Source organism: Morganella sp. Je.2.23 (genome assembly GCF_051129855.1).
In the GTDB taxonomy this organism is placed as follows: Bacteria; Pseudomonadota; Gammaproteobacteria; order Enterobacterales; family Enterobacteriaceae; genus Morganella; species Morganella sibonii.
On record NZ_JBCPSQ010000004.1, the window covers coordinates 1 to 25,042 of the forward strand.

24 protein-coding genes, 1 rRNA gene and 1 riboswitch are annotated in these 25,042 nt (G+C 52.4%); of the genes, 15 read left to right on the top strand and 10 right to left on the bottom strand.

Annotated features, from left to right (window positions below):
* A 16S ribosomal RNA gene (locus tag AAZR23_RS13950) occupies positions 1–120 on the bottom strand; the annotation flags it as partial.
* Between the two features lie 595 nt (positions 121–715).
* Between AAZR23_RS13950 and purH the strand changes: the two genes are divergently transcribed.
* Entirely contained in the window at positions 716–2,305 is a 1,590-nt protein-coding gene (purH, locus tag AAZR23_RS13955) for a bifunctional phosphoribosylaminoimidazolecarboxamide formyltransferase/IMP cyclohydrolase (protein ID WP_283623328.1), read from the top strand.
* A 16-nt stretch (positions 2,306–2,321) separates the two neighbouring features.
* Complete coding sequence (purD, locus tag AAZR23_RS13960; RefSeq protein WP_166706887.1) at positions 2,322–3,605, top strand: phosphoribosylamine--glycine ligase; 1,284 nt, start codon at positions 2,322–2,324, stop codon at positions 3,603–3,605.
* 25 nt (positions 3,606–3,630) lie between these two features.
* Here the strand turns inward: purD and AAZR23_RS13965 are convergent, their stop codons facing one another.
* The 6 genes from AAZR23_RS13965 to nudC form a co-directional block, all read right to left on the bottom strand.
* Positions 3,631–4,290, bottom strand: a complete 660-nt coding sequence (locus tag AAZR23_RS13965) for a DUF1481 domain-containing protein (protein WP_309297279.1) — start codon at positions 4,288–4,290, stop codon at positions 3,631–3,633.
* Positions 4,291–4,334: 44 nt separating this feature from the next.
* Positions 4,335–4,607 (bottom strand): nucleoid-associated protein HU-alpha, encoded by a 273-nt coding sequence (gene hupA, locus AAZR23_RS13970; protein ID WP_046895341.1) that lies wholly within the window; start codon positions 4,605–4,607, stop codon positions 4,335–4,337.
* Positions 4,608–4,789: 182 nt separating this feature from the next.
* The gene (locus AAZR23_RS13975; protein WP_107680683.1) at positions 4,790–5,380 is read right to left on the bottom strand and encodes a YjaG family protein; all 591 of its coding nucleotides are present in this window, start codon (positions 5,378–5,380) and stop codon (positions 4,790–4,792) included.
* A gap of 6 nt (positions 5,381–5,386) precedes the next feature.
* A complete protein-coding gene (gene nfi / locus AAZR23_RS13980; protein WP_434693275.1) occupies positions 5,387–6,130 on the bottom strand; it encodes a deoxyribonuclease V in 744 nt (247 codons plus the stop codon).
* Positions 6,131–6,155: 25 nt separating this feature from the next.
* Positions 6,156–7,223, bottom strand: coding sequence for a uroporphyrinogen decarboxylase (gene hemE / locus AAZR23_RS13985; protein WP_166706885.1), 1,068 nt, complete (start codon positions 7,221–7,223; stop codon positions 6,156–6,158).
* Positions 7,224–7,315: 92 nt separating this feature from the next.
* Positions 7,316–8,098, bottom strand: coding sequence for an NAD(+) diphosphatase (nudC, locus tag AAZR23_RS13990; RefSeq protein WP_434693279.1), 783 nt, complete (start codon positions 8,096–8,098; stop codon positions 7,316–7,318).
* A gap of 200 nt (positions 8,099–8,298) precedes the next feature.
* Between nudC and AAZR23_RS13995 the strand changes: the two genes are divergently transcribed.
* From AAZR23_RS13995 to AAZR23_RS14020, 6 genes are read left to right on the top strand one after another with little or no spacing between them, the layout of a single operon-like run.
* Positions 8,299–9,369, top strand: a complete 1,071-nt coding sequence (locus AAZR23_RS13995) for an ABC transporter substrate-binding protein (protein WP_046895360.1) — start codon at positions 8,299–8,301, stop codon at positions 9,367–9,369.
* Between the two features lie 10 nt (positions 9,370–9,379).
* Positions 9,380–10,204, top strand: a complete 825-nt coding sequence (locus tag AAZR23_RS14000; protein ID WP_434693281.1) for an alkaline phosphatase family protein — start codon at positions 9,380–9,382, stop codon at positions 10,202–10,204.
* A 22-nt stretch (positions 10,205–10,226) separates the two neighbouring features.
* Positions 10,227–11,090, top strand: a complete 864-nt coding sequence (locus tag AAZR23_RS14005) for an ABC transporter permease (RefSeq protein WP_434693555.1) — start codon at positions 10,227–10,229, stop codon at positions 11,088–11,090.
* The gene (locus AAZR23_RS14010; protein WP_434693283.1) at positions 11,077–11,877 is read left to right on the top strand and encodes an ABC transporter permease; all 801 of its coding nucleotides are present in this window, start codon (positions 11,077–11,079) and stop codon (positions 11,875–11,877) included. The genes AAZR23_RS14005 and AAZR23_RS14010 overlap by 14 nt, the downstream gene beginning before the upstream one ends.
* A gap of 10 nt (positions 11,878–11,887) precedes the next feature.
* Positions 11,888–12,916, top strand: coding sequence for an ABC transporter ATP-binding protein (locus AAZR23_RS14015; RefSeq protein ID WP_434693286.1), 1,029 nt, complete (start codon positions 11,888–11,890; stop codon positions 12,914–12,916).
* A 9-nt stretch (positions 12,917–12,925) separates the two neighbouring features.
* On the top strand, positions 12,926–13,600 hold the full coding sequence (locus tag AAZR23_RS14020) for an HAD family hydrolase (protein ID WP_166706879.1): 675 nt from the start codon (positions 12,926–12,928) through the stop codon (positions 13,598–13,600).
* Between the two features lie 67 nt (positions 13,601–13,667).
* Here AAZR23_RS14020 and AAZR23_RS14025 read toward each other — a convergent pair whose 3' ends face one another.
* Positions 13,668–15,245: a methyl-accepting chemotaxis protein gene (locus AAZR23_RS14025; RefSeq protein ID WP_166706878.1), complete on the bottom strand. Its 1,578-nt coding sequence runs from the start codon at positions 15,243–15,245 to the stop codon at positions 13,668–13,670.
* Positions 15,246–15,501: 256 nt separating this feature from the next.
* Positions 15,502–15,621: riboswitch (TPP riboswitch) on the top strand.
* Positions 15,622–15,763: 142 nt separating this feature from the next.
* Between AAZR23_RS14025 and thiC the strand changes: the two genes are divergently transcribed.
* Genes thiC through thiH form a run of 6 tightly spaced genes read left to right on the top strand, consistent with a single transcriptional unit; the run spans position 15,764 to position 21,201 of the window.
* A complete protein-coding gene (thiC, locus tag AAZR23_RS14030) occupies positions 15,764–17,713 on the top strand; it encodes a phosphomethylpyrimidine synthase ThiC (protein WP_434693290.1) in 1,950 nt (649 codons plus the stop codon).
* Positions 17,700–18,365, top strand: a complete 666-nt coding sequence (thiE, locus tag AAZR23_RS14035) for a thiamine phosphate synthase (RefSeq protein ID WP_218427253.1) — start codon at positions 17,700–17,702, stop codon at positions 18,363–18,365. Before thiC ends, thiE begins: the two co-directional genes overlap by 14 nt.
* Entirely contained in the window at positions 18,355–19,113 is a 759-nt protein-coding gene (locus AAZR23_RS14040) for a HesA/MoeB/ThiF family protein (protein ID WP_166706875.1), read from the top strand. Before thiE ends, AAZR23_RS14040 begins: the two co-directional genes overlap by 11 nt.
* Positions 19,104–19,304: a sulfur carrier protein ThiS gene (thiS, locus tag AAZR23_RS14045; protein ID WP_166706874.1), complete on the top strand. Its 201-nt coding sequence runs from the start codon at positions 19,104–19,106 to the stop codon at positions 19,302–19,304. Before AAZR23_RS14040 ends, thiS begins: the two co-directional genes overlap by 10 nt.
* Before the next feature lie 2 nt (positions 19,305–19,306).
* Positions 19,307–20,074 (top strand): thiazole synthase, encoded by a 768-nt coding sequence (locus AAZR23_RS14050; protein WP_369451255.1) that lies wholly within the window; start codon positions 19,307–19,309, stop codon positions 20,072–20,074.
* A complete protein-coding gene (thiH, locus tag AAZR23_RS14055) occupies positions 20,074–21,201 on the top strand; it encodes a 2-iminoacetate synthase ThiH (RefSeq protein WP_166706872.1) in 1,128 nt (375 codons plus the stop codon). Before AAZR23_RS14050 ends, thiH begins: the two co-directional genes overlap by 1 nt.
* A gap of 196 nt (positions 21,202–21,397) precedes the next feature.
* Here thiH and AAZR23_RS14060 read toward each other — a convergent pair whose 3' ends face one another.
* Both AAZR23_RS14060 and AAZR23_RS14065 read right to left on the bottom strand, forming a co-directional pair.
* On the bottom strand, positions 21,398–22,834 hold the full coding sequence (locus AAZR23_RS14060) for an alanine/glycine:cation symporter family protein (protein WP_166706871.1): 1,437 nt from the start codon (positions 22,832–22,834) through the stop codon (positions 21,398–21,400).
* A gap of 14 nt (positions 22,835–22,848) precedes the next feature.
* Positions 22,849–24,021, bottom strand: coding sequence for a trans-sulfuration enzyme family protein (locus tag AAZR23_RS14065; protein ID WP_434693296.1), 1,173 nt, complete (start codon positions 24,019–24,021; stop codon positions 22,849–22,851).
* A 185-nt stretch (positions 24,022–24,206) separates the two neighbouring features.
* Here AAZR23_RS14065 and AAZR23_RS14070 point away from each other — a divergent pair, with 185 nt between their 5' ends.
* The gene (locus AAZR23_RS14070; protein ID WP_166706869.1) at positions 24,207–25,010 is read left to right on the top strand and encodes a MerR family transcriptional regulator; all 804 of its coding nucleotides are present in this window, start codon (positions 24,207–24,209) and stop codon (positions 25,008–25,010) included.
* Positions 25,011–25,042: the final 32 nt, after the last annotated feature.

Sequence of the window (25,042 nt, forward strand, 5' to 3'; positions counted from 1 at the left end):
TTACTCACCCGTCCGCCGCTCGTCAGCAGAGAAGCAAGCTTCTCCCTGTTACCGCCCGACTTGCATGTGTTAGGCCTGCCGCCAGCGTTCAATCTGAGCCATGATCAAACTCTTCAATTAAAAGTGTTTGATGCTCAAAGAATTAAACTGTTTACTGCTGCTTATTTCTAAGCTGCTGTATTGGTCACTCTTCAAGACTTCTCAAAAATAATATTTTTTGTGATATGTCCTGCGAGTGCCCACACAGATTGTCTGATAAATTGTTAAAGAGCAGTTGCAACATTCGCTGCCGTTGCCGGTCTTCTGCGTTGTTGCGAGGCTGCGTATATTACGTTTTCAGCCCCTTCGAGTCAAGCAATAATTTCTTATCCGCCGTTCTCTTTTTTCCTGCCGGACCGCGTGTTACCGCGTTGTTCCGTGTCAGTGGAGGTGCATTATAGGGAGTCGCTTTCAGAAGACAAGTGTTAATTTTCTATTTTCTGACTGTTTGCTGCATTCCCCAGCAAAACCCCTGTTTATACCGGGTTACACACAAAGTTATCCACAGACAGTAAAAAATCACAAAATTCACAAGCATCACGCAAACGTTTGCGTTACAATCTGCTGCATTCGTGTACCGTTGCTTTTTACTCCGGGTTTTGAAATCTTATGAGATACACCGATTTCACCTGCAACCTATTGTCATCTATTCGTTGAATTCAAGGGATCCAAACTCATGCAACAGCTTCGCCCAATCCGTCGCGCCCTGCTCAGTGTCTCTGACAAAACCGGCATCACTGAATTTGCTCAGGCACTTTCCGCCCGTGGTGTTGAATTGTTATCAACCGGCGGTACTGCCCGCCTGCTGGCTGACGCCGGTTTGCCGGTGACTGAAGTCTCCGATTACACCGGTTTTCCGGAAATGATGGACGGACGCGTCAAAACCCTGCATCCGAAAGTACACGGCGGAATACTCGGCCGCCGCGGCACCGATGATGAGATTATGGCGAAGCATCAGATCTCTGCTATCGACATGGTGGTTGTGAATCTCTATCCGTTTGCGGAAACGGTGGCAAAACCCGGCTGCACATTGGAAGATGCAGTTGAAAATATTGATATCGGCGGCCCGACCATGGTGCGCTCCGCCGCGAAGAACCATAAAGATGTGGCGATTGTGGTAAAAAGCAGTGACTACAGCAATATCATTGCCGAGATGGATGCCGGGCAAAACAGCCTGAGTTTCGATACCCGTTTTGATCTCGCGATCAAAGCCTTTGAGCATACCGCAGCCTATGACAGCATGATCGCCAACTATTTCGGTCAGAAGGTAAAACCGTACTTCGGCGATACCACTCAGCCTTCCGGTCAGTTCCCGCGTACCCTGAATCTCAACTTTATTAAAAAGCAGGATATGCGTTACGGCGAAAACAGCCATCAGAATGCAGCTTTCTATATAGAAGAGAATATTCAGGAAGCGTCTATCAGTACTGCCGTACAGTTACAGGGTAAAGCCCTCTCTTATAATAATATTGCTGATACTGATGCCGCACTTGAATGTGTGAAACAGTTTGATAAGCCGGCCTGTGTGATCGTCAAGCACGCCAACCCGTGTGGTGTGGCTGTTGCTGATACCTTACTGACCGCTTATGACAACGCCTTTAAAACTGACCCGACCTCCGCTTTCGGCGGTATTATTGCGTTTAACCGTGAACTGGATGCCAAAACAGCAGCAGAAATTACCGGACGTCAGTTTGTGGAAGTGATTATTGCCCCGTCTGTCGCGGCAGACGCCCTGCCGGTACTCGCCGCCAAACAGAATGTCCGCGTGCTGACCTGCGGTCAGTGGCAGCATCCGGTTGCAGCCCTTGATTTCAAACGGGTGAACGGCGGCCTGCTGGTGCAGGATCGTGATCTCGGGATGGTCAGCGATGACGATCTGAAAGTGGTCAGCAAACGTCAGCCGACAGAGAAAGAACTGAAAGATGCGCTGTTCTGCTGGAAAGTGGCGAAGTTTGTTAAATCCAATGCCATTGTTTACGCTAAGAATAATATGACCATCGGCGTGGGTGCCGGGCAGATGAGCCGGGTTTACTCCGCGAAGATTGCCGGGATCAAAGCCGGTGATGAAGGACTGGAAGTGGCGGGATGCGCCATGGCATCCGATGCGTTCTTCCCGTTCCGCGATGGTATTGATGCGGCAGCCGCTGTCGGCATTACCTGTGTGATCCAGCCGGGCGGTTCTATCCGTGATGATGAAGTCATTGCCGCAGCGGATGAACACAATATCGCGATGATTTTCACCGGCATGCGCCATTTCCGTCATTAATACCCGGAGCTGACTTATGAATATCCTGATTATCGGTAATGGCGGACGCGAGCACGCGCTGGCCTGGAAAGCCGCCCAATCCCCGCTGGCAAAAAATGTCTATGTCGCGCCCGGTAACGCCGGTACCGCACAGGAACCGAATCTGACCAATGTGGATATCAGTGCGACAGATATTGACGGGCTGGTCGCGTTTGCCCGCGCCAATAATATCGGCCTGACCATTGTCGGCCCGGAAGCCCCGCTGGTGCTGGGTGTGGTTGATGCATTCAAGGCTGCGGGTCTGACAATCTTCGGCCCGTCAAAAGGTGCCGCACAACTGGAAGGTTCCAAAGCATTTACCAAAGATTTTCTGGCGCGTCACCACATCCCGACGGCAGACTATCAGAACTTTACTGAGATTGAACCGGCACTGGCTTATCTGGACAAAACCGGTGCGCCGGTGGTGATCAAAGCTGACGGCCTGGCGGCCGGTAAAGGCGTGATCGTCGCCATGACCCTGAAAGAAGCACAGGACGCGGTACATGACATGCTGGCCGGCAATGCCTTCGGGGATGCCGGGCACCGTATTGTGATTGAAGAGTTCCTGACCGGCGAGGAAGCCAGTTTTATCGTCATGGTGGACGGTAAAAATGTGGTACCGATGGCAACCAGCCAGGATCACAAACGGGTCGGTGACAATGACACCGGGCCGAACACCGGCGGCATGGGCGCTTACTCCCCGGCACCGGTGGTGACCGATGCCGTTCATCAGCGTGTGATGGAGAAAGTGATTTACCCGACGGTTGAAGGCATGGCGGCAGAAGGTCATACCTATCAGGGCTTTTTATATGCAGGGCTGATGATTGATGAACAGGGCGAGCCGAAAGTTATCGAATTCAACTGCCGCTTTGGTGATCCGGAAACCCAGCCGATCATGATGCGGTTGCAGTCAGATTTGGTTGAGCTCTGTCTGGCCGGTGCGCAAGGGAAACTGGCCGGTAAAACTTCACAGTGGGACCCGCGTCCGGCACTCGGTGTGGTCATGGCAGCCGGGGGTTACCCGGGTGATTACCGTAAAGGTGATGTTATTGAAGGTCTGGATATTCAGGAAGCAAACTGCAAAGTCTTCCAGGCCGGGACAGCACTGAAAAATGGCGCCGTAGTGACTGATGGCGGCCGGGTATTGTGTGTGACGGCATTGGGTGAGGATATTGCTCAGGCACAGAAACAGGCTTATGCCGCGCTGCAACACATTCACTGGAATGATGCGTTTTGCCGCAGTGATATCGGTTACCGGGCGATTGCCCGCCTGAATAAGTAAACAGCGTTAATAACCTGCGGGAGATTTACAGTGAATCTTCCGTAGGTTCCCATTTACAGAAGTTATCATTTGCCGCCAGCAGAATTTCCCGTCCTTCCGGTGAATCCAGCCATGCAATATAGATAGGTGATGCGCTGCTGCGCTGACGCTTCGCCAGAAACTGTTCTGTTTTCGCATCAAATTCAATATACGATTTGTTACCCTGACAATCCGTGACATAGCTGTCACGCCACTGTCCCTGCTTCAGACGGATATCACCAATCACCAGCGCGCTGTTCAGCGTCAGTTGTCTGCCTGCCACAAAGGTCATCCGCGTGATTTCATCTGCTGTCAGCGGAGATTTATGGCCGTCTTTTTCACGCTGCATAAAGATAGCATTGCCTTCGTGATCCAGCCGTAACTGTTCGGAAAAGCCGTTATCGCCCAGATATTCTGAACGGATCTGCCAGAGCTGACCTCTGCGGTATTCATAAACGGTGACGACGGTTTGTTGTCCGCTGTGATAGGGACTGAAGACACTCATCAGGACACGGGGCTGATTATCAGCGTTGAGACGCCACATTCTGACAGCGCCGTCATCCGCGATATAGCCGGATGCGCTGAAGGGAGGAAGATCAGGCTGAACAGAGCAGGCGCTGAGCAATGAGCCAAAGCCCAGTGCAAGCAGCCCCTGTCTGATCAACAAAAGGGGACGAAATCCCCCTCTATCAATCTGTTTTTGCAACGCAATTATTTTACTGCGTCTTTCAGTGCTTTACCGGCAGTGAAAGCAGGCACGTTTGCTGCTGCAATTTTGATTTCTTTACCGGTCTGCGGGTTACGGCCAGTACGCTCTGCACGATGGTTAACTTTAAAAGTACCGAAGCCAACTAATTGTACAGCATCGCCTTCTTTCAGAGAGTCAGTGATGGCAGCCAGAGTTGATTCCAGCGCTGCTTTAGCTTGTGCTTTAGACAGCTCTGCTTTTTCTGCGATAGCATCAATCAATTGAGTCTTATTCATAAAATATCCTTACAGTGTGTTTATCGTTTGCAAAGCATCGAGTGCGTCGGATGTGCCATTTGACAGCCCTGATACACGCGCCCCGATAGCCACTTCTTTTCGCCCCCCACTGTAGACCAGAGACGGGGCAATTGTGAAGCCTTTAACACCGGCATTTATAGGCTTAAATCACGTTTTTTGATTTAATCGCCTAAACTAACACCAATATTGCTGATCCCCGCATCACGGAGATCGGATTTCAAGCCTTTTATCAACTCAATATCGCGCTCTTCGCAGGCGGCCAATAAGCGGAAAATTTCCCACTGAATGTCCCACTCTTCTTCAACAGCGGACAATTCATTTAATTCGTCGTCGGACATTTCGCGTCCGGCATGTGTCATTTCCAGTACGGCGACAGTGCCGACTGAAATCTCACTGACCGCAATAGCATGTTCCAGTGTTTCCCCGCTCAGGCGGGTATGGATAAGCTCACTGAGTGCCGCACAGGCATCAATCGCCGGATACACACCGTAAATATCATAGTTATCTGCATCAGGGATGACATCTTCCAGCTTTTCCAGCTGATTATCAAAGTTCACTTTTGCATCTTTGACCGTCAGGATTTCCCAGATGAGATCCAGAATACGCCGGTAAAGTGACGGATCGGTAAACCCGGTCTGCTGACAGAAAACGGCATAATTCGGGTACATTCTCTCGCACAGACATGCCGCGAAGGTGAGATGCTGCCAGCTCTCCAGTTTTTCCAGCCGTAAATGGATCGGGTTCTTTAACATTCCGCTTTACTCGTTACTCTGACGTGAGCCGCAGTTTACCTGAAAATCCGTGATATCCACATCTTTACGTGGAAAATCGGGAAATTTCTGCTTCAACCGGACAAAAAACGTTCGATTTGAGGCAATACCATCAGCCCAGCGGGTCGGTTCAGGCAGGCGATAGCCGCGTGTCAGGGCTTTTACCCAGGTCAGCGCGGTATCAATACTCATATGATGACCCGGTGAAATAAACAACGGATTGCAACGGTTTTTGCTGCGCCAGACCCAGCCGAGCGGCTCACCTTTGTCTGTCAGCAGCGACTGCGCCCCGGCCTCTTCCGCCAGCGGTTCAAACGTACCGCATAACCGGCTCTTGGCAACACCAATCGCAGGTAAATCCAGCAGTACCCCGAGATGCCCGGCGACGCCGAGACGGCGCGGATGAGCACGCCCCTGGCCGTCCACCAGCACCAGTTCAGGTTTTAAGGTCAGCTTTTCCCAGGCAGCAAGTGCAGCGGGAATTTCACGGAAGGAGAGCAGCCCCGGAATATAGGGCAGTTGTGTGGGGATGCGGGCGGTCTGATACTCCGCCACCTCCAGCTCAGGCCAGGTGAGGATCACCACGGCAGCCCGTGTGACATTTCCCCCGTCCTCAAAGCCGACATCCACCCCCGCAATATAGCGGGGACTGAGAGGCACATCCTGCAGACTGACCTGTTGTGCCAGTTCCGTCTGCCGGGCTTTCAGGGCGCGGGTGTCAATGGCTGTCATGGTGACCTCCGTTATCTGTCAGTGATCAGCCCTGATGGTATTTGGCTGACAGACGATGAACAGACTCAACAAATGCGCCGGCATGCTCAGGCGGAACATCCTGGTGGATGCCGTGTCCGAGGTTGAACACATGGCCTTCCCCCTGCCCGAACCCGGCCAGGATAGATGCCACTTCCGCTTCAATGCGGGCAGGCGGCGCATAGAGCATGGACGGGTCCATATTGCCCTGTAAGGCTACTTTATTACCGACCCGGCGGCGGGCATCCGCGATATCCATGGTCCAGTCCAGCCCCAGGGCATCACAGCCGGTTTCCGCCATCGCTTCCAGCCACTGTCCGCCGCCTTTGGTGAACAGCGTAACCGGCACACGGCGCCCGTCATTTTCACGGATCAGACCATCGACAATCTTATGCATGTAATTGAGTGAAAACTCACGGTAATCACGCCCGGTCAGTACCCCGCCCCAGGTGTCAAAAATCATCACGGACTGCGCACCGGCTTTAATCTGCGCGTTGAGATAGAGGATCACACTGTCTGCCAGTTTATCCAGCAGCAGATGCAGGGTCTGCGGTTCGGCGTACATCATCTTTTTGATTTTGGTAAAGGCTTTGCTGCTGCCGCCTTCCACCATATAAGTAGCCAGTGTCCACGGGCTGCCGGAGAAACCGATCAGCGGCACATCGCCGTTCAGGGCTTTGCGGATGGCGCGTACGGCATTCATGACATAACCGAGTTCCTGCTCCGGGTCCGGTACCGGCAGTTTTTCAACATCGCGGGCATTCTGGATCGGATGGACAAAACGCGGCCCTTCGCCGGTTTCAAAATAGAGCCCGAGACCCATCGCATCAGGAATAGTCAGAATATCGGAAAAGAGAATTGCCGCATCCAGCGGGAAACGACGCAGCGGTTGCAGGGTGACTTCACAGGCCAGTTCGGTGTTTTTGCACAGTGCCATAAAATCCCCCGCCTGTTCGCGGGTGGCTTTATATTCAGGCAGATAGCGCCCGGCCTGACGCATCATCCACACAGGGGTTATATCCACCGGCTGACGCAGTAATGCCCGCAGATAGCGGTCGTTTTTCAGTTCACTCATGACAGACTCCAAAAAGTTGTTGGCCGCGTAACGTATTGACGTCCTGAATAAAACCCATTGTAACACGCCTGTCGTCCGGGGTCAGGGCGGTGTTACGCGTCTTCGTCATCCTGTCGGCACAATGCGACGGTATCTTCAATCAGACGGCGGGCGATGGTATCCGGCGGCGGAATAACCGGCAGATTATCATACCGGTACCAGTCTGCGCTGAGCAGTTCTGACGGATCGTGATGAATTTCACCGTCCGCGTAATCCGCCAGGAATCCCATCATCAGCGAGTGCGGGAACGGCCACGGCTGCGAAGAGACATAACGGATATTCTGAATCTCAATCCGGCTCTCTTCCATCACCTCACGGGCAACGGCTTCTTCCAGAGTTTCGCCGACTTCGACAAACCCGGCGAGCACGGTAAACAGCGGCGCACTTTTGTGGCGGCGGTGCTGTGCCAGCAGTATAGAGTCATGACGGCGGATGCCGACAATAATACAGGGCGCTATCTGCGGATAGTAACGTTCGCGGCAGCTGTCACACAGACACGCCCACTCACTTGCACTGTATTTCATGGCTGCGCCGCAATAGCCGCAATAGCGGTGTGAGCGGTAAAATTCCGCCAGCTGCACGCCGCGTCCGGCCATTTTGAAAAGATCATCATTATCTGCGGCAATAACGCGTGGGGAACACATATCAGAACGCATTTTTTCGCGGATAAGCCAGACCGGCAGCCCCTGCCACTCCCCGATACGCACGGCCGGTTTCCCGGTCAGCATCCATTGTGCCGCACTGCCCTCCGGCAGTTGTCCTTCCGGCAGCCAGACGCGGTTATCCGCGCTGATCACCCAGTAACCGGTTTCATTGCCTGTTAAAATCTGCTGCATAATAGAGACATCATGTTAATGAAATAATAATGGATTAAATCATACTCCCTTTGCCGGGAGAATACTCAGCAGAACGGGGGATGTTTTTCCGTGTCACCCGGCTGTCAGAAAAGTGTCACACCGATGTCAGTTGCCTGTCACAAACGCGTCATACCCTAGCCACACCACTGATACTGAATCAGTTAACTGACGAGGGTTTTATGACACGCTTTCCTTCTGCCAAACTAGTACTGACCGCCGCAGCGGTTACTGCCTCTTTCTCTGCTTTTTCTGCCGGGCAAAATACCATTCCTGAAGAACTGATTGCCGCAGCCAAAAAAGAGGGCGTGGTTTACAGTGTCGGGATGCCGGATACCTGGGCTAACTGGAAAGGCACCTGGGCTGATCTTGAAAAACTCTACGGTATCCGCCATCAGGATACCGATATGAGCTCCGCCCAGGAAATTGCCAAGTTCGCCGCTGAAAAAAATAATGCCACTGCGGATATCGGGGATGTGGGTGCCGCTTTCGGCCCTGTCGCCGTACAGAAAGATGTGGTGCAGCCTTACAAACCGACCACCTGGGATCAAATCCCGGACTGGGCAAAAGATAAAGACGGTAACTGGGCACTGGCCTATACCGGCACCATTGCATTCATTATCAATAATGACCTTGTCAAAGAACAACCGAAAAGCTGGGCCGATCTGCGCAACGGTAACTACCGCGTGACTATCGGTGATGTCGGTATCGCAGCACAGGCCAACAGCGGTGTGCTTTCCGCAGCCTTTGCCCTCGGCGGTAATGAAACCAATATTCAGCCTGCGATTGAATTGTTTGCGGATCTCGCCAAACAAAAACGTTTATCCCTGAATGACCCGAGCGTGGCAAACCTGGAAAAAGGCGAAGTGGAAGTGGCGGTAATGTGGGATTTCAACGCCCTTAACTACCGCGACCAGATTGATGCCAAACGCTTTACCGTGGTGATCCCGTCTGACGGTTCAGTCACCTCCGGTTACACCACTATCATCAACAAATACGCGAAGAACCCGAACGCCGCCAAACTGGCCCGTGAATTTATCTTCAGTGATAAAGGACAACTCAACCTGGCCGAAGGCTATGCCCGCCCGATCCGCGCTGCACATCTGACCCTGCCGGACGATATCAAAGCCAAACTGCTGCCTGAATCCCAGTACAGCAACGCCAAACCGATTACCGATTTTGACGGCTGGGAAAAAACCTCCCGCCAGTTGCCGAAGCTGTGGCAGCAGAACGTTATCATCAACATGAATTAACGGAATGACAATGAATAACCCTGTTATCCTGGTTGTTCTGGATGGCCTAAACTACCGCACAGCCCATGACTGCATGGGCTTTATGCAGGGGTTAGCCGAATCCGGGGACGCCACACTGTACCGCCTGAACTGTGAACTGCCCTCACTCTCCCGCCCGCTCTATGAATGTATTCTGACCGGCGTGCGTCCGGTTGACAGCGGCGTGGTGCACAATCAGGTGGTACGTCTGTCACACAACGACAGTATTTTCTCCCTCGCACAAAAAGCCGGAAAAACCACCGCTGCCGCTGCTTATCACTGGGTCAGTGAGCTGTATAACCGTACGCCGTTTGATGCCGTCCGTGACCGCTTCACTCATGATGATTCGCTTGCAATACAACACGGCTGTTTTTATCAGGCGGATCACTATCCGGACGATCATTTATTTCTCGATGCGGAATATTTACGCCGCCAATACCATCCCGACTTTCTGCTTATTCACCCGATGAATATTGATGATGCCGGACATAAATTCGGCGGTGATTCACAGCAGTACCGCAACAGTGCCCGCCGTGCAGACGGCCTGCTCTCCGCGTATCTGCCTGCGTGGATTGAAGCGGGTTATCAGGTGCTCGTCACGGCTGACCACGGCATGAATAATGATCGCTCCCACGGCGGAATTCTGGATGAAGAGCGTGCGGTGCCGCTGTTTGTTGTTGGTGATGCATTCTCTCACGAAGCAGACCTCCCGGTGCAGCAGACACAACTGTGCGGCACTGTCTGCCGGTTGCTCGGCCTGAGCGGACATAATAAAGCTGCTGCACCGCGCCTGCTGCGGGAGACACACCATGGCTGATATTCTGCCGGAGCTGACCGCGATGAAAAGTAAGCAACATACCCGCTCTCTGTCACGCCGTCTGCCGCTGAAACCGATGCTGTTACTGCTCCCTGCCGCGCTGCTGTTCACGCTTTTCCAGCTTGCGCCGATGTTATGGGTGATTATCAACAGCTTCGTGTATGAAGATGCCTGGTCATTGGGCAATTTCACCGAAATCTTCAGCAGCCCTTTTTATATTCAGTCCTTCGAAAACACGCTGTGGATTTCCGGGATATCGGCGGTCGGCGGGCTTCTCCTCGCGATGCTGTTCGCCGCTTCCTTACAGCACGCCCCGCCGCGTCCGCGCCGCTGGCTGATTGCTTTCACTAACATGACCGGCAATTTCAGCGGTGTGCCGCTGGCGTTTGCCTTTATCATTATTCTCGGCGTCAACGGCGCTATCACCCTGCAACTGAAAGCCTGGGGAATAATTCAGGATTTCAATCTCTACAGCGCTTCCGGACTGATGCTGATTTACCTCTATTTTCAGATCCCGCTGGGAATTCTGCTGCTCTATCCGGCCTTTGATGCCCTGAAACCGGAATGGGAAGATGCAGCCAAAACCATGGGAGCCGGCCGCCTCGCCTACTGGCGTTATGTCGCGCTGCCGGTGCTCTCTCCGGCACTGCTCGGTACGTTTATCATTCTGTTTGCCAATGCTGCCGGCGCTTATGCCTCCACCTATGCGCTGACTACCGGGAACTACAATATGGTGACCATCCGTATCGCCAGCCTGGTGTCCGGCGACCTGTTCCTGGAACCGAATATGGCAGCAGCGCTTTCTGTCCTGCTGATGGTTATCCTTGGATTCATCACTGCTGTCTATCACTGGCTGCTGAAACGGAGTTACCATGCCAAGTGCTGATCTCACACTCAATCCGCCGTCCATGCCGCGTTATCACAAATTCATGCTCAGCCTGATTGTGATCCTGCTGCTGTTACCGATTATCGCGACACTGGTGTATTCCTTTTCCACCCGCTGGGGCGCCACGGTGCTGCCGGACGGCCTGACGTTACAGTGGTATCTGAAGCTGTGGCAGGACCCGCGTTTCGTCGCGGCATTCGGCCGCTCGCTGTTTATCTGTTTTGTCACACTCGCTCTCAGCACGCTGGTGATCCTGCCGCTGGTATTTGCCGTATTTTATTATTTCCCGCGGCTGAAAGGGCTGATGGAGATCCTGATTATTCTGCCGTTCGCGGTACCCCCGGTCGTCTCCTCCGTCGGATTGCTGCAACTGTTTGCTGACGGGCCGCTGCCGATTGCCGGTACACCGTGGATTCTGATCGGTACCTATTTCACCATCACCCTGCCGTTTATGTACCGGGCGCTGGCCAACAGCCTGAACGGCGTGCCGCTGAAAGACCTGCTGGATGCCGCTCATCTGCTCGGCGCAGGTACTTTTAAAGCATTTCTGCTGGTGGTGGTGCCGAATATCCGCAAAGGACTGCTGGTGTCATTGCTGATCGCGTTCTCTTTCCTGTTCGGTGAGTTTGTATTTGCCAATATCCTGGTCGGCACCCGTTACGAAACCCTGCAAATCTATCTCTACAACATGCGTCAGACCAGCGGGCATTTCACCTCTGCCCTGGTGATGAGCTACTTTATTTTCACTCTGATCCTGACCCTGATCGCAACACGCTTAAGCCGCTGAGGAATCACCGATGAGCTATGTAATTACTGAAAACCTGACAAAATCCTTTGCTGCCACCCCGGTCTTTTCCGGTCTGAATTTTTCTGTCAGCAAAGGGGAATTTATTACCCTGCTCGGCCCGAGCGGCTGCGGTAAATCCACTCTGCTGCGCTGTCTCGCCGGGCTGGAGCCTGTCAATGACGGCAGAATTTATGTGAATAAACATGATATTACACTATCTCCGCCACAGCAGCGGGAGATCGGCATGGTGTTTCAGAGCTATGCGCTGTTCCCGAATATGACGACCGAACGCAACATTGCTTTCGGTCTGAAGATGCAGAAAATCCCGGAAAATGAACAGCGCAAAGCCGTTGCAGAAGTGATTGAGCTGGTGGGTCTGAAAGGAAAAGAACAGCATCTGCCGCATCAGCTTTCCGGCGGCCAGCGTCAGCGGGTGGCGCTCGCACGGGCACTGGTGATGAAACCACGTATCCTGCTGCTGGATGAACCGCTCTCCGCGCTGGATGCGCAAATCCGCAAACACCTGCGTCAGCAAATCCGTCAGATCCAGCGGGAACTGAATCTGACCACGATTTTTGTCACCCACGACCAGGAGGAAGCGATGCTGATGTCAGACCGTATCTTCCTGATGAACAAAGGTGAAATCGTGCAGAGTGATACGGCTGAAAACCTCTACACCCAGCCCGCCAATGAGTTTGTCGCGCGTTTTATGGGTCATTACAATCTGGTGAACGCACACAACGCCAACAGCCTGCTCGGCCTGGATCTCAGCGGCATTGTGGCGATCCGCCCGGAGTCCATTTATGTCCGCGAGGCCGGAAGACAGTACGGAGAACACATTTCCCGTCCGGTTTCAGGTACAATCCGTGACAGTCAGTTACTGGGCAATATTATTCGTTATCAGGTGGATACCGGAATGGGCGCACTGACCGTGGATCTGCTGAACCGCTCCTCTGAGCGGCTGTTTGAACAGGGCACACAGCTGGAGCTGATGTTTAATAAAAATGAAATCCGCGCCCTTGCCCCGTCAGTTAATTAAAGGAACGTCATGTCAACATTAGCGGTTTTCGACCTCGATCACACCTTAATCGCTGCGGACAGCAGCCTGTTATGGACAGACTATCTGTGGGAGAAAGGCATTATCACTGATCCGGCCTTTTTTGCCGCAGATAAGCAGATGATGGCAGATTACAGCGCCGGGAAGCTGGATATGGCCGCGTATATGGCCTTCAGCCTTAAGGCATTGGGTAATGCCACCGTTGCACAGATTGATGAATGGGTGGCTGAGTTTACCGAAAGCAAAGTGCGCCCGCTGGTCTACCCGGATGCCATCAAAACCCTCGCGTTTTACAAAGAACACGGCGTACCGGTGATTATTATTTCCGCCACCGCCGATTTTATTGTCAAACCGGTGGCGAAGATGCTGGGGGTGAATCTGGCGTTTGGTATCGAACTGGAAATCAAAGATGACCATTACACCGGCGCATTACAGGGGATCACCACTTTCCGTGAAGGCAAAGTAGAAAAACTGGCTAACTTTTTGGATATTCGCCAGTTTTTACCGGAACGTACGATTTTTTATACCGATTCCGCCAACGATTTACCGCTGTGCCGCTATGCCACCGATGTGCTGACGGTCAACGCCGACCCGGTATTGCAGGCAGAGGCAGAAAAACAGGGTTGGATGCAGCTGACGTGGTCATTAAACACAATAAACAGCTAATCTTCCTGCCCGTCACTGATAAATATGATACCCGCAGCCGAAGATACGTCAGCGGGTATCAGCCGGATCAGGCAGCGCTGCTTCCCAGTCTGAATTGGGTCATGACCTGCATGAGCTGCCCCGCCTGCTGATGCAGGCTTTCCGCTGCGGCCGCATTTTCAACCACCAGCGCGGCATTCTGCTGTGTGACCTCATCAATCTGCTGCACAGCAATCCCGACCTGCGAAATACCCTGAGACTGCTCATTCGCCGCCAGTGTCAGCTCGTCAATCATCTGGCTGACGCCTTGTGTCTGAGTGACAATCACCTGCATCGATTCACCGGCTTCTGCCACCAGCTTACTGCCGGCATCCACCTGTTCAACACTGGTATTAATCAGATTTTTTATTTCACCGGCCGCCTGTGCACTACGCTGTGCCAGTGTCCGGACTTCGCCGGATACCACAGCAAAACCGCGCCCGTGTTCACCGGCACGTGCGGCTTCCACCGCTGCGTTCAGAGCAAGGATATTGGTCTGGAATGCAATGGAATCAATCACACCGATAATGTCAGTGATTGTCCGTGAAGAGTGTGAGATATCCTGCATGGCATGAATAACCAGATCCACTTTCTCACCACCGTGACGGGCTGTTTCAGACGCTTCCGCTGCCATCATGTTCGCTTTGGCGGCAATCTCCGCACTGCTTTTCACCGTGGCAGACAGCTGTTCCATTGATGCCGCTGTCTGTTGCAGACTGCTGGCCTGGGATTCCGTGCGCTGACTCAGATCCGCATTACCGCTGGTTATCTGCATTGTCCCGGTCACAATACTGTCACTGTTATTACGCACTGTACCGACGATACCGGCCAGATTCCTCTGCATTGCCTTCAGGGTACTCAGCACGCTACCGTCCGGAACCGGATGCGTTTCATCGGACGGCGACAGATCACCGGAAGCGACACGTTCAGCCACTTCTTTCAGTTGTGCGGGTTCGGCACCCAGCGCACGGGTCAGGTTCCGGATAATCATCACCCCGGAAACAATCGCCAGCGTTAATGCCAGCAGTGCGAACACCAGAATAATGTTGCTCTGACGCTCAAAATTCGTATTAAACTGCTGAATAAGCTGATTACCGGTTTCAGTGCCGTGATCTCTGCTGGCACGGAATGACAGGATATAGGCATCCGATGCCGCATATTCCGCATCCATCATTTTCGCAATGGCTTCCTCATGCCGGCCCTGCTTATCCAGTGCGAGTACTTCCCGGGTCACGGCGGCATAGTGTTTTTCATCCGCTATCATTTTATCAAGCAGGTCCCGCCCCTGCGGATCCATACCGAACTCATTAACCATATCCAGCAGCGTCTGAGTTCTTTCACTCACTTTCCCGTCTTCTTCTTCAAAACGGTTCAGTTCTTCTGTTTTATCTTTCTTATCAGTCGAATTGATCATATCCCGCAGCATGATCGCCCGCTCTTCCGTTGCATGGCGGACTTCATACGCCTGAACCTGAAGTGCATATGTCCCGTTGACGTAATCCGTGAACATCTCCTTGTCTTTGTACAGGTTCATAACCGCCATCCCGGAAACCAGCGCCAGAATGGCGATCAGAACACCGAATGTGACAGATAACCTGACCCGGATCGTCATATTTTTAAGATTCATTTTTTTTCCTGATGCAGAAAGCAATCAATAAGGCCAATAAATAACCAAATATCTTTTCTTAATATGCCGTAATAAGGCACGCCGACAGAAAACATCGGCAACTGGCCGGAAATTATCAGTTTTAATTTAATTTTTTTTATATTTAGCCACTGCGGTGTAACTGCTGACTATCAGAGGGGAATGATCGGGAACGCTTCAGGTAAATAAATGATGTTATAAAAAGGTTGTAGTTTCCGGGCAGCTTCTTATACTGAAATCTTTCTTGTCGGAGTGCCCAGCATTTATCTCTGTGATAAATCGGGCTGAGACCGTTAATTCGGGATCCGCGGAACCTGATCGGGTTAGTACCCGCGAAGGGAACAAGAGTAATCTTTCCTTTTTTAACCGCCGTTTTTCAGCCGCCGCCATGCGGATGTTGTGTACAGCCGGTTATCACGCATTACTCCTGACGCACCTCCAGACAAGCAATTTCTCACTTTTTCTTCCGGCGTTGCCGGTTTCACTGTAAGGAATTTGCTATGTCCCGTGAACAACGTATTGATACCACTGATCTCTCCCCGGGCGCGGAAACCGCAGCTCCCTCCAAAGCCCGTACCCGCCGTGAGCAGCGCGACGCGGCTGAGGAATATATCAGCACGCTGAAAGGCGTCAATTTCCCGAATTCGTCCCGTATTTATCTCACCGGCTCCCGCCCGGATATTCGTGTGCCGATGCGGGAAATTGCCCTGTCAGCCACACTGATCGGCGGTGACAAGGCCAATCCGCAGTATGAAGAGAATGAACCGGTACCGGTTTATGACACCGCCGGGCCATATGGAGACCCGCAGGTGAAACTGGATGTCCGCGCCGGTCTTGCCCGTCTGCGTGAACAATGGGTTGCAGAGCGGGGTGATACCGAAGCAGTGACACATCTGAGTTCTGATTTTACCCGTGACCGGCTGGCTGATAACGGACTGGATCATCTGCGCTACCCGGATCGTCCGGCGCCGCTGAAAGCCAAAGCCGGAAAATGCGTGACGCAGCTGCATTATGCCCGGAAAGGGATTGTTACCCCTGAGATGGAATTTATCGCCATCCGCGAAAATATGGGACGTGAACGTATCCGTGGCGAAGTCCTGCTGCAACAGCATCCGGGACAGCATTTCGGCGCCAATCTGCCGGATAACATCACGCCGGAGTTTGTCCGCGATGAAGTCGCCGCCGGACGTGCCATTATCCCGTCCAATATTAACCACCCGGAATCCGAACCGATGATTATCGGCCGTAATTTCCTGGTGAAAGTGAATGCCAATATCGGCAACTCCTCTGTCACCTCCTCCATTGAAGAAGAAGTGGAAAAACTGGTCTGGTCCACCCGCTGGGGGGCAGATACGGTGATGGATCTCTCCACCGGCCGTTATATTCACGAAACCCGCGAATGGATACTGCGTAACAGCCCGGTGCCTATCGGTACCGTACCGGTCTATCAGGCTCTCGAAAAAGTGAACGGTGTGGCCGAAGATCTGACCTGGGAAATGTTCCGCGATACGCTGCTGGAGCAGGCGGAACAAGGGGTGGATTACTTCACCATTCACGCCGGGGTTCTGCTGCGCTATGTGCCGATGACCGCAAAACGCCTGACCGGCATTGTGTCACGCGGCGGCTCGATTATGGCGAAATGGTGCCTGTCTCATCATCAGGAAAACTTCCTGTATCAGCACTTCCGTGACATCTGTGAAATCTGTGCGGCCTATGATGTGGCGCTGTCTCTCGGTGATGGTCTGCGTCCGGGGTCAATTCAGGATGCCAACGACGAAGCTCAGTTTGCGGAACTGCATACCCTCGGCGAACTGACCAAAATCGCGTGGGAATATGATGTGCAGGTGATGATTGAAGGCCCGGGTCATGTGCCGATGCAGATGATCCGCAAAAACATGACGGAAGAGCTGGAGCATTGCCACGAAGCACCGTTCTACACGCTGGGGCCGCTGACCACCGATATCGCGCCGGGTTATGACCACTTCACGTCCGGTATCGGCGCGGCACTGATCGGCTGGTTCGGTTGCGCGATGCTCTGTTATGTCACACCGAAAGAGCATCTCGGTCTGCCGAATAAAGAAGACGTTAAACAAGGACTTATCACCTATAAAATCGCTGCGCACGCCGCCGATCTTGCCAAGGGGCATCCGGGAGCCCAAATCCGCGATAACGCGATGTCAAAAGCACGTTTCGAATTCCGCTGGGAAGATCAGTTCAATCTGGCGCTGGATCCGGAAACCGCCCGGACTTACCACGATGAAACGCTGCCGCAGGCATCCGGAAAAGTCGCGCATTTCTGTTCCATGTGCGGGCCGAAATTCTGTTCAATGAAAATCTCACAGGAAGTCCGCGACTACGCCGCCGGGATGGAAGAGATGTCTGACGCCTTCCGTGCCAAAGGCAGCGAGCTGTATCACAGTGCAGAGGAGCGTATCGATGAATCTGCCTGACGCGCCGTTTGCCCGGACGGAACATAAACTAGGGCTGTATCCGGTAGTGGATTCGCTGGTATGGATTGAGCGGCTGCTGGCATACGGTGTGCGGACCATTCAGTTACGCATCAAAGACAAAACCGATGCACAGGTGGATGAGCAGATCCGCACCGCCGTCGCGCTGGGAAAACAGTATCAGGCGCGGCTGTTTATCAACGATTACTGGCGCCCGGCGATAAAACACGGTGCTTATGGTGTGCATCTCGGCCAGGAAGATCTGGATATTGCCGACCTGCGGGCTATTCAGCAGGCCGGGCTGCGTCTCGGGATTTCCACTCACGATGATACGGAATTGCAGCGCGCCAAAGCGCTGCATCCCTCCTATATCGCACTGGGACATATTTTCCCGACACAAACCAAAATCATGCCTTCTTCCCCGCAGGGATTAGAAAACTTAGCCCGCCAGGTTGCCGCCACGCCGGATTTCCCGCTGGTCGCCATCGGCGGTATTTCCCTTGATCGTGCTCCTGCTGTTGCTGCCACCGGGGTCGGCGGCATTGCGGTGGTCAGTGCGATCACCAAAGCCGCTGACTGGCAGACCGCCACCCGGCAACTGATGATACTGACCGGGGAAATCACAGAGCATCAGGAGGTTAACCATGCTGAATGATCACGACTTTATGCGCTACAGCCGCCAGCTGCTGCTGGAGGATATCGGCCCGGAAGGCCAGCTGAAACTCAAACGGTCTCATGCGGTGATCACCGGCCTCGGCGGACTGGGCTCACCTGCAGCGCTGTATCTGGCTGCGGCCGGTGTCGGTGAGCTGACACTGATTGATGATGATGAAGTGCATCTCTCCAATCTTCAGCGTCAGATTTTATATACCGAAGCCGATGTGCCGGACAATAAAGCCCGTACCGCAGCGGCGCGTCTGCGGGCGCTGAATCCCGCACTGACACTCAATGTGATCACCGAACGCCAGACCGGGGAAACGCTGCAACATATTGTACAGACAGCGGATATTGTCCTCGACTGTACCGATAACATGGCGACCCGCCATGCTATCAATACCGCTTGTGTCACGCAGCAAAAAACCCTGGTCAGCGGCAGTGCGGTCGGATTCAGCGGACAGCTTCTGGTGTTGCAGCCACCGTTTGAGCACGGCTGTTACTGCTGTCTTTATCCCGATGATGTGATTCCGGAACGCAACTGCCGCACCGCCGGTGTTCTCGGTCCGGTTGTCGGCGTGATCGGCACGCTCCAGGCGCTGGAAGCGATTAAACTGCTGGCCGGATTACCCTCCCCGCTGAACGGAAAATTACGTCTCTTCGACGGCAGACAGCAAAGCTGGAGCACACTGCAACTACGGCGGGATACCGGTTGCCCTGTATGTCAGGAGGCAGCCGCATGCGCATAACGGTTAATGACGAGATCATGAATTTTGATGCTCCTGTCACCGTCAGTGAACTGCTGGCATCCCTCGGCCGCCCGGCGGCGGGTATGGCTGTCGCGGTCAATCAGACCATTGTTGTCCGCGGCTGCTGGTCAGAACACGTTGTCCGCGACGGCGATCAGATTTTACTTTTTCAGGCTATCGCAGGAGGTTAATCATGCTGACGATTGCAGATACTACATTTACATCTCATTTATTTACCGGCACCGGGAAATACACCAGCAGCCGGGTGATGCAGGAAGCCATTGCCGCCTCCGGCAGCCAGTTAGTCACCATGGCGATGAAGCGCATCGATCTGACACAAGGACACGATGATATCCTCGCCCCGCTCCGTGAACTCGGTATTAAACTGCTGCCGAATACCTCCGGGGCGAATAACGCCCGGGAAGCGGTCTTTGCCGCACAACTGGCGCGGGAAGCACTCGGCACCAACTGGATCAAACTGGAGATCCACCCCGATACCCGTTACCTGCTGCCGGACCCGGTTGAAACCCTGGCAGCGGCAGAAATACTGGTAAAAGAGGGCTTTGTTGTCCTGCCTTATTGCAGTGCGGACCCGGTGTTATGCCGCCGGTTGCAGGAAGCCGGATGCGCAGCCGTTATGCCGCTGGGGGCACCTATCGGCTCCAATCAGGGATTACAGACCCGCGACATGCTGCGCATTATTATTGAGCAGGCAACGGTTCCGGTAGTGATTGATGCTGGGATTGGCACGCCCGGGCACGCCCTGGAAGCCATCGAACTGGGCGCGGACGCCGTGCTGGTCAACACCGCCATGGCGGTTGCCCGCTCGCCGGTCATCATGGCGAAAGCGTTCCGCCAGGCCGTTGAGGCCGGACTGCTGGCCCGGGAAGCCGGACTTGCGCCGAAGCAGCAGCAGGCATCGGCATCCAGCCCGCTGACCTCATTTCTGGAGGCGTTGTGATGCGTGAAACAACCTTCAGCGATCACTGGCGGCTGCTGGACTGGGATGATCTCACCCTGCAACTCAACAGCAAAACTGCCCGCGATGTCGAACGGGCACTGAGTGCGGACACGCTGACCACGGCGGATTTTATGGCGCTGATTTCCCCTGCCGCCCGTCCGTATCTCGAAGTGATGGCGCAGAAAGCACAGACGCTGACCCGTCAGCGTTTCGGCCATGTCGTCGGAATGTATGTCCCGCTTTATCTCTCTAATCTGTGTGCCAATGACTGCACTTACTGTGGTTTCTCCATGAGCAACCACATTAAACGCAAGACCCTGACACCGGAAGAAATCCATACAGAATGCAGGGCGATAAAAGCCCTCGGGTTTGACAGCCTGCTGCTGGTCACCGGCGAACATCAGCGCAAAGTGGGAATGGACTACTTCCGTGAAACATTCCCGCTGATCCGCGATTATTTCAGTACCATGATGATGGAAGTGCAGCCGATGGCGACAGAGGAATACGCCGAACTGCGCACGCTGGGGCTGGACGGGGTGATGGTGTATCAGGAAACCTACCATGAAAGCACCTATCAGCGGCACCATCTGAAAGGGAAAAAACAGGATTTTCACTGGCGGTTACAGACACCGGATCGTCTCGGTCAGGCCGGGATCAGCAAGATCGGCCTCGGCGCGCTGATCGGTCTGTCCGGACAGTGGCGGACAGATTGCTATATGGTCGCGGAGCATCTGCATTATCTGCGTCAGCGCTACTGGAAAGCCCGTTATTCCATCTCTTTCCCGCGTCTGCGCCCGTGCGCAGGTGGTATTGAGCCGGAATCCCTGATGAATGAAACGGAGCTGGTACAGCTTATCTGTGCTTTCCGCCTGTTCGCACCGGATATTGAACTGTCTCTCTCCACCCGCGAATCACCGTATTTCCGTGATCATATGGTGCCGGTGGCGATAAACCAGGTCAGCGCCGGTTCCCGGACCCAGCCCGGCGGCTACGCCGAAGATGATGATCCGGAACTGGAGCAGTTCAGTCCGCATGATAACCGCTCTCCGCAGCAGGTCGCCGATGCCCTGCTGGCCGCCGGTCTTCAGCCGGTCTGGAAAGACTGGGATAAATATCTGGGACGATGATGTAAAAAGGCCGGTGAATACCGGCCTTGAGATTGCTGACAAAGCAGGATAAAACGCGGTTTTTCCTGCTTTGTGTTATCAGTCGAAAATCAACAGATTGATTTTCCTGGTTTATTTTTACAACCTCTGGCGGTCGTCGCCAACCCCTGCGGGTTTGTCAACGGCCTGAAGGCCGGTGAATACCGGCCTTGTTTTTTTAGTCTATCCGCTTACAGTAAGTTACCGGCGGCACATCCTGCCCGGCATTTTTCGCCGGAATATAGCGATCCCAGAAATCATTAAACAACCGGAAAATCTCTTTTCGTCTGCTCAGTATTAATGTCATGGTGATCAGCACATAAACCGCACTCAGAATATCCGTCAGCGCCCATAAAATATCAGCCTGAAGGTTCGTAAATAACACAATCGGCGCCAGATAATAAACCCGGTACAGGTTTTTCGCGATTTTATTGGCTTTGGTATCCCCGAAGAAAAAGTTAACCGCTTTCTCACAGGTAAAATACATACCGATGGTCGTCGTACAGGCCAGCAGAGTAATAAATATCGCCATAAACCAGCTGCCTGCATCACCGTATGTCACTTTAAATGCCAGCGTGGTCAGGCGTGATGAGGTGATACCGGCGTAATCCACCCAGACATTGGTGGTCAGAATAGCCAGCGCCGTCACGGTACAGATAATAATGGTCAGGAAAACCTCGCCAAAACCCCAGCTGGACTGGCGGATCGGGTGATCCGTTGTTGCTGCCGCATGTGCCACAATACCGTAGCCGGTTCCGGCATCATTGGAATAAATCCCCCGCGCGATCCCGAAACGGATGGCTTCCATCACGGTTGCCCCGGCAAATCCGCCGACACCGGCAGCCGGTGAAAAGGCCGATTTAAAGATCAGGGCAAATGCAGACAGGATCTGATCATAATTCATCACCAGCAGAATCACCGCGACGGTCAGATAGGTGATCGCCAGTTTCGGCACCACACTTTCCATTTTGGAGGAAATACCTTTTAATCCGCCGATAATGACACTGGCAATAAAAATAACCATCACCAGCAATGTCAGATAACTGTCGACATTAAACGCTTCTTCGATAGAAGATGTTGCGGATTCACTTTGCACCAGACATGTCCACGGCCCGAGCATAAAACAGCACACCGACAATGCAACCGCACCTTTTTTCCAGCCCAGTGCATGTTCCATCACAAATGAACGGTCACAGACATATTCATCCATCGATTTTTCATATTTGACGCGGTAACGCTGGCCGAGAATAATTTCACAGGCTTTCGTTGCGATTCCGAAAAAGGCGGAGAACCAAAGCCAGAATATCGCGCCCGGCCCGCCCATCGTAATCGCGGTTGCCACCCCGCCGATACTGCCGATACCCACGGTATTCGCCAGCGCGGTACAGGCGGCGGCAAAACTGGACACCGATCCCGTACCCTGAATTTGTTCACCGGCATTTTTTTTCTTAAATAATCCGCCATAGGTATTTTTAATATTAAAACGAAAATTAAGCTGGTATTTAAAACGGAATTTAATAGTCAGCCAGATACCGAGACTGACTAATAAAACCGGCATCGGATAAGTCCAGATAAAATCTGAAAACTGATTAATAAGATTAAGAATCGTGTCCATAATGAGTATCCGGTTTAATTAAACACATCAAGTGCCTGAGTAATATCAGCAATTAAATCTTCGGCAGCTTCGCATCCGGCAGAAATACGGATAAGCCCTTCGTGCATACCAAAATCAATCAGCTGCTGCGGTGTAAATTCAGTGCGGAATGCGGTCGCCGGATGCGCCAGAGAGGTACGGAACCCGCCCAGCGTGCCCAGATAGGTAATGAGATTTAAGCGGCGGATAAAATCATCGACCTTTGTCTGGTCGTCAGCAACACGGAAACTGAGCATCGGACCGCAGCCCTGCAGAAACAGGGATTTCGCCAAATCATGCTGCGGATGTGAAGCCAGTCCCGGATAGTTCACTTGTGCCACGCGCGGGTCGCTGCTGAGCGCCTCCGCAATACGCTGCGCATTTTCCATCTGGCGTGATACCCGCATTTCCATTGTCCGGATACTGCGCAGACAGAGCCAGGCAGTATAAGGATCACTGCATCCCCCCAGCAGGCGGGCTTTCAGCTCAATTTTCTGCATCAGCGCCTGAGAGCAGGTCACCGAACCGGCTGTTAAATCACTGTGTCCGCCGAAAAACTTGGTCAGGCTGTGGATCACGATATCCGCGCCGTGCTGTAATGGTTTGATAACAAACGGGGTTGAAAAAGTATTGTCCACCACCAGCAGACAATCATTCGCTTTACTGATACGGGCAATAGCATCGATATCGACAACTTTAATCAGCGGGTTACTGATAATTTCGGTATACAGCATCACCGTTTCCGGTCTGACAGCCGCCAGCACCGATTCCGGTGACAGGAAATCTGCATAAGTGACCGTCACACCGAACGGAATCAGAATTAAATCAATCAGCTCAATGGTTTCACCGTAGATAGCCTCATTGACGACAATGTGATCGCCCTGTCTGAGCAGGCTCAGTAATACTGCCGAAATGGCCGCCATCCCGGACGCCATAACAGCAGATACCTCACCGTCTTCCATCAGTGAAATTGCCGCCGATAAGCTGTCACGGTTAGGGTTTGCGGTACGGTTATACTGATACTCACCATTGCCGCTGCTGACAGCAAAATAGTGCTGTGTATCCTGCATGGCATAGGCGGTGGCCGGAAAAATAGCGGGTGCATCCGGGTGAATATGACCCGGTAAATTCATTTCCCCTGAATACAATAGCTGTGTGCGTTCTTTCATTTTTTATCCTGCTTTTTTTAACAATAAATAACAATGCGCACACCCTAAACCTTATAGCTGGAATAAGGTTAAATCCGTAATTCAGGTTATGAGAAGATAATCACAAAATTATTTCCCCGGGAAATAGTATGTTAATTTTAAATCTGATAATTTAAATAAAAGTAATTATTTTACAGGCAGCAATCATGAAGAAATATTTTACTATCGGGGAAACCGCTGCGTTATTAGGTGTCTCAACGCAGACACTGCGTTTTTATGATAAGAAATCCATTCTCAAACCCGGTTATACGGATAATGAAAACGGATACCGTTATTATACATTTGAACAATTTCATTATATCGACAGAATTAAATATCTTCAGAAGATGAACATGAATCTGAATGATATTAAAACCATTATGGAAAGCGGTGATAAAAATAAATTAACCGAATACTTAATTCAGGAAAAATCCCGTAAATTACAGCAGATGGCAGAATTAAAAAAAACCATTGAAACACTGGACTGGTATCTGGATTACTTTACCTTCACCGATAATAAACCACGTAACGGGGCTTTTTATACTACTGAATTACCGGAACGCTGGTGTCTGTTTGTTCCCTGTTATCCGGCAGATCGTCCGATTTCAAAAATGGAACTGCGACTGGCTGAAATGAAAGCCAGACCGGAAAATCAGTCACTGGATTATCTGCGGCAGTACGCCTATGTGCTGGATTATAAAAACATTATTGAACAAACCTTCTACCCGTCAAAATACCTGATTTACTTAAAAGAAAAACCGGATTTTGATTCGCCTAACCTGGTGTGTTTACCGGCGGGATTTTACCTTTGCTGTATCTGTCATTATCTCAGTGAAAATATCGATGCAGAAATGGTTAAACGTTATTTTCACGGAAAAGAAAAACCACGGATGGTTATTGCCAATGAATTTGAAGATAACCTGGTCAGCTATGAATCTGCGCCTTATGAACTGCAATTTTTAATTTCATAATATATTCTGTAAAAAAACGGCCTGATAATCAT

Bases quoted from the DNA above. Each gene is read 5' to 3' on its own strand.
- AAZR23_RS13975 (WP_107680683.1), bottom strand. From the start codon at position 5,380: ATGTTAAAGAACCCGATCCATTTACGGCTGGAAAAACTGGAGAGCTGG.
- purH (WP_283623328.1), top strand. From the start codon at position 716: ATGCAACAGCTTCGCCCAATCCGTCGCGCCCTGCTCAGTGTCTCTGAC.
- AAZR23_RS14060 (WP_166706871.1), bottom strand. From the start codon at position 22,834: ATGGACACGATTCTTAATCTTATTAATCAGTTTTCAGATTTTATCTGG.
- AAZR23_RS14040 (WP_166706875.1), top strand. From the start codon at position 18,355: ATGCTGAATGATCACGACTTTATGCGCTACAGCCGCCAGCTGCTGCTG.
- thiS (WP_166706874.1), top strand. From the start codon at position 19,104: ATGCGCATAACGGTTAATGACGAGATCATGAATTTTGATGCTCCTGTC.
- hemE (WP_166706885.1), bottom strand. From the start codon at position 7,223: ATGAGTGAACTGAAAAACGACCGCTATCTGCGGGCATTACTGCGTCAG.
- AAZR23_RS13995 (WP_046895360.1), top strand. From the start codon at position 8,299: ATGACACGCTTTCCTTCTGCCAAACTAGTACTGACCGCCGCAGCGGTT.
- AAZR23_RS14010 (WP_434693283.1), top strand. From the start codon at position 11,077: ATGCCAAGTGCTGATCTCACACTCAATCCGCCGTCCATGCCGCGTTAT.
- AAZR23_RS14070 (WP_166706869.1), top strand. From the start codon at position 24,207: ATGAAGAAATATTTTACTATCGGGGAAACCGCTGCGTTATTAGGTGTC.
- nfi (WP_434693275.1), bottom strand. From the start codon at position 6,130: ATGACAGCCATTGACACCCGCGCCCTGAAAGCCCGGCAGACGGAACTG.
- thiE (WP_218427253.1), top strand. From the start codon at position 17,700: ATGAATCTGCCTGACGCGCCGTTTGCCCGGACGGAACATAAACTAGGG.
- nudC (WP_434693279.1), bottom strand. From the start codon at position 8,098: ATGCAGCAGATTTTAACAGGCAATGAAACCGGTTACTGGGTGATCAGC.
- AAZR23_RS14005 (WP_434693555.1), top strand. From the start codon at position 10,227: ATGAAAAGTAAGCAACATACCCGCTCTCTGTCACGCCGTCTGCCGCTG.
- purD (WP_166706887.1), top strand. From the start codon at position 2,322: ATGAATATCCTGATTATCGGTAATGGCGGACGCGAGCACGCGCTGGCC.
- AAZR23_RS14020 (WP_166706879.1), top strand. From the start codon at position 12,926: ATGTCAACATTAGCGGTTTTCGACCTCGATCACACCTTAATCGCTGCG.
- AAZR23_RS14065 (WP_434693296.1), bottom strand. From the start codon at position 24,021: ATGAAAGAACGCACACAGCTATTGTATTCAGGGGAAATGAATTTACCG.
- AAZR23_RS14015 (WP_434693286.1), top strand. From the start codon at position 11,888: ATGAGCTATGTAATTACTGAAAACCTGACAAAATCCTTTGCTGCCACC.
- AAZR23_RS14025 (WP_166706878.1), bottom strand. From the start codon at position 15,245: ATGAATCTTAAAAATATGACGATCCGGGTCAGGTTATCTGTCACATTC.
- hupA (WP_046895341.1), bottom strand. From the start codon at position 4,607: ATGAATAAGACTCAATTGATTGATGCTATCGCAGAAAAAGCAGAGCTG.
- AAZR23_RS14000 (WP_434693281.1), top strand. From the start codon at position 9,380: ATGAATAACCCTGTTATCCTGGTTGTTCTGGATGGCCTAAACTACCGC.
- AAZR23_RS14050 (WP_369451255.1), top strand. From the start codon at position 19,307: ATGCTGACGATTGCAGATACTACATTTACATCTCATTTATTTACCGGC.
- thiH (WP_166706872.1), top strand. From the start codon at position 20,074: ATGCGTGAAACAACCTTCAGCGATCACTGGCGGCTGCTGGACTGGGAT.
- thiC (WP_434693290.1), top strand. From the start codon at position 15,764: ATGTCCCGTGAACAACGTATTGATACCACTGATCTCTCCCCGGGCGCG.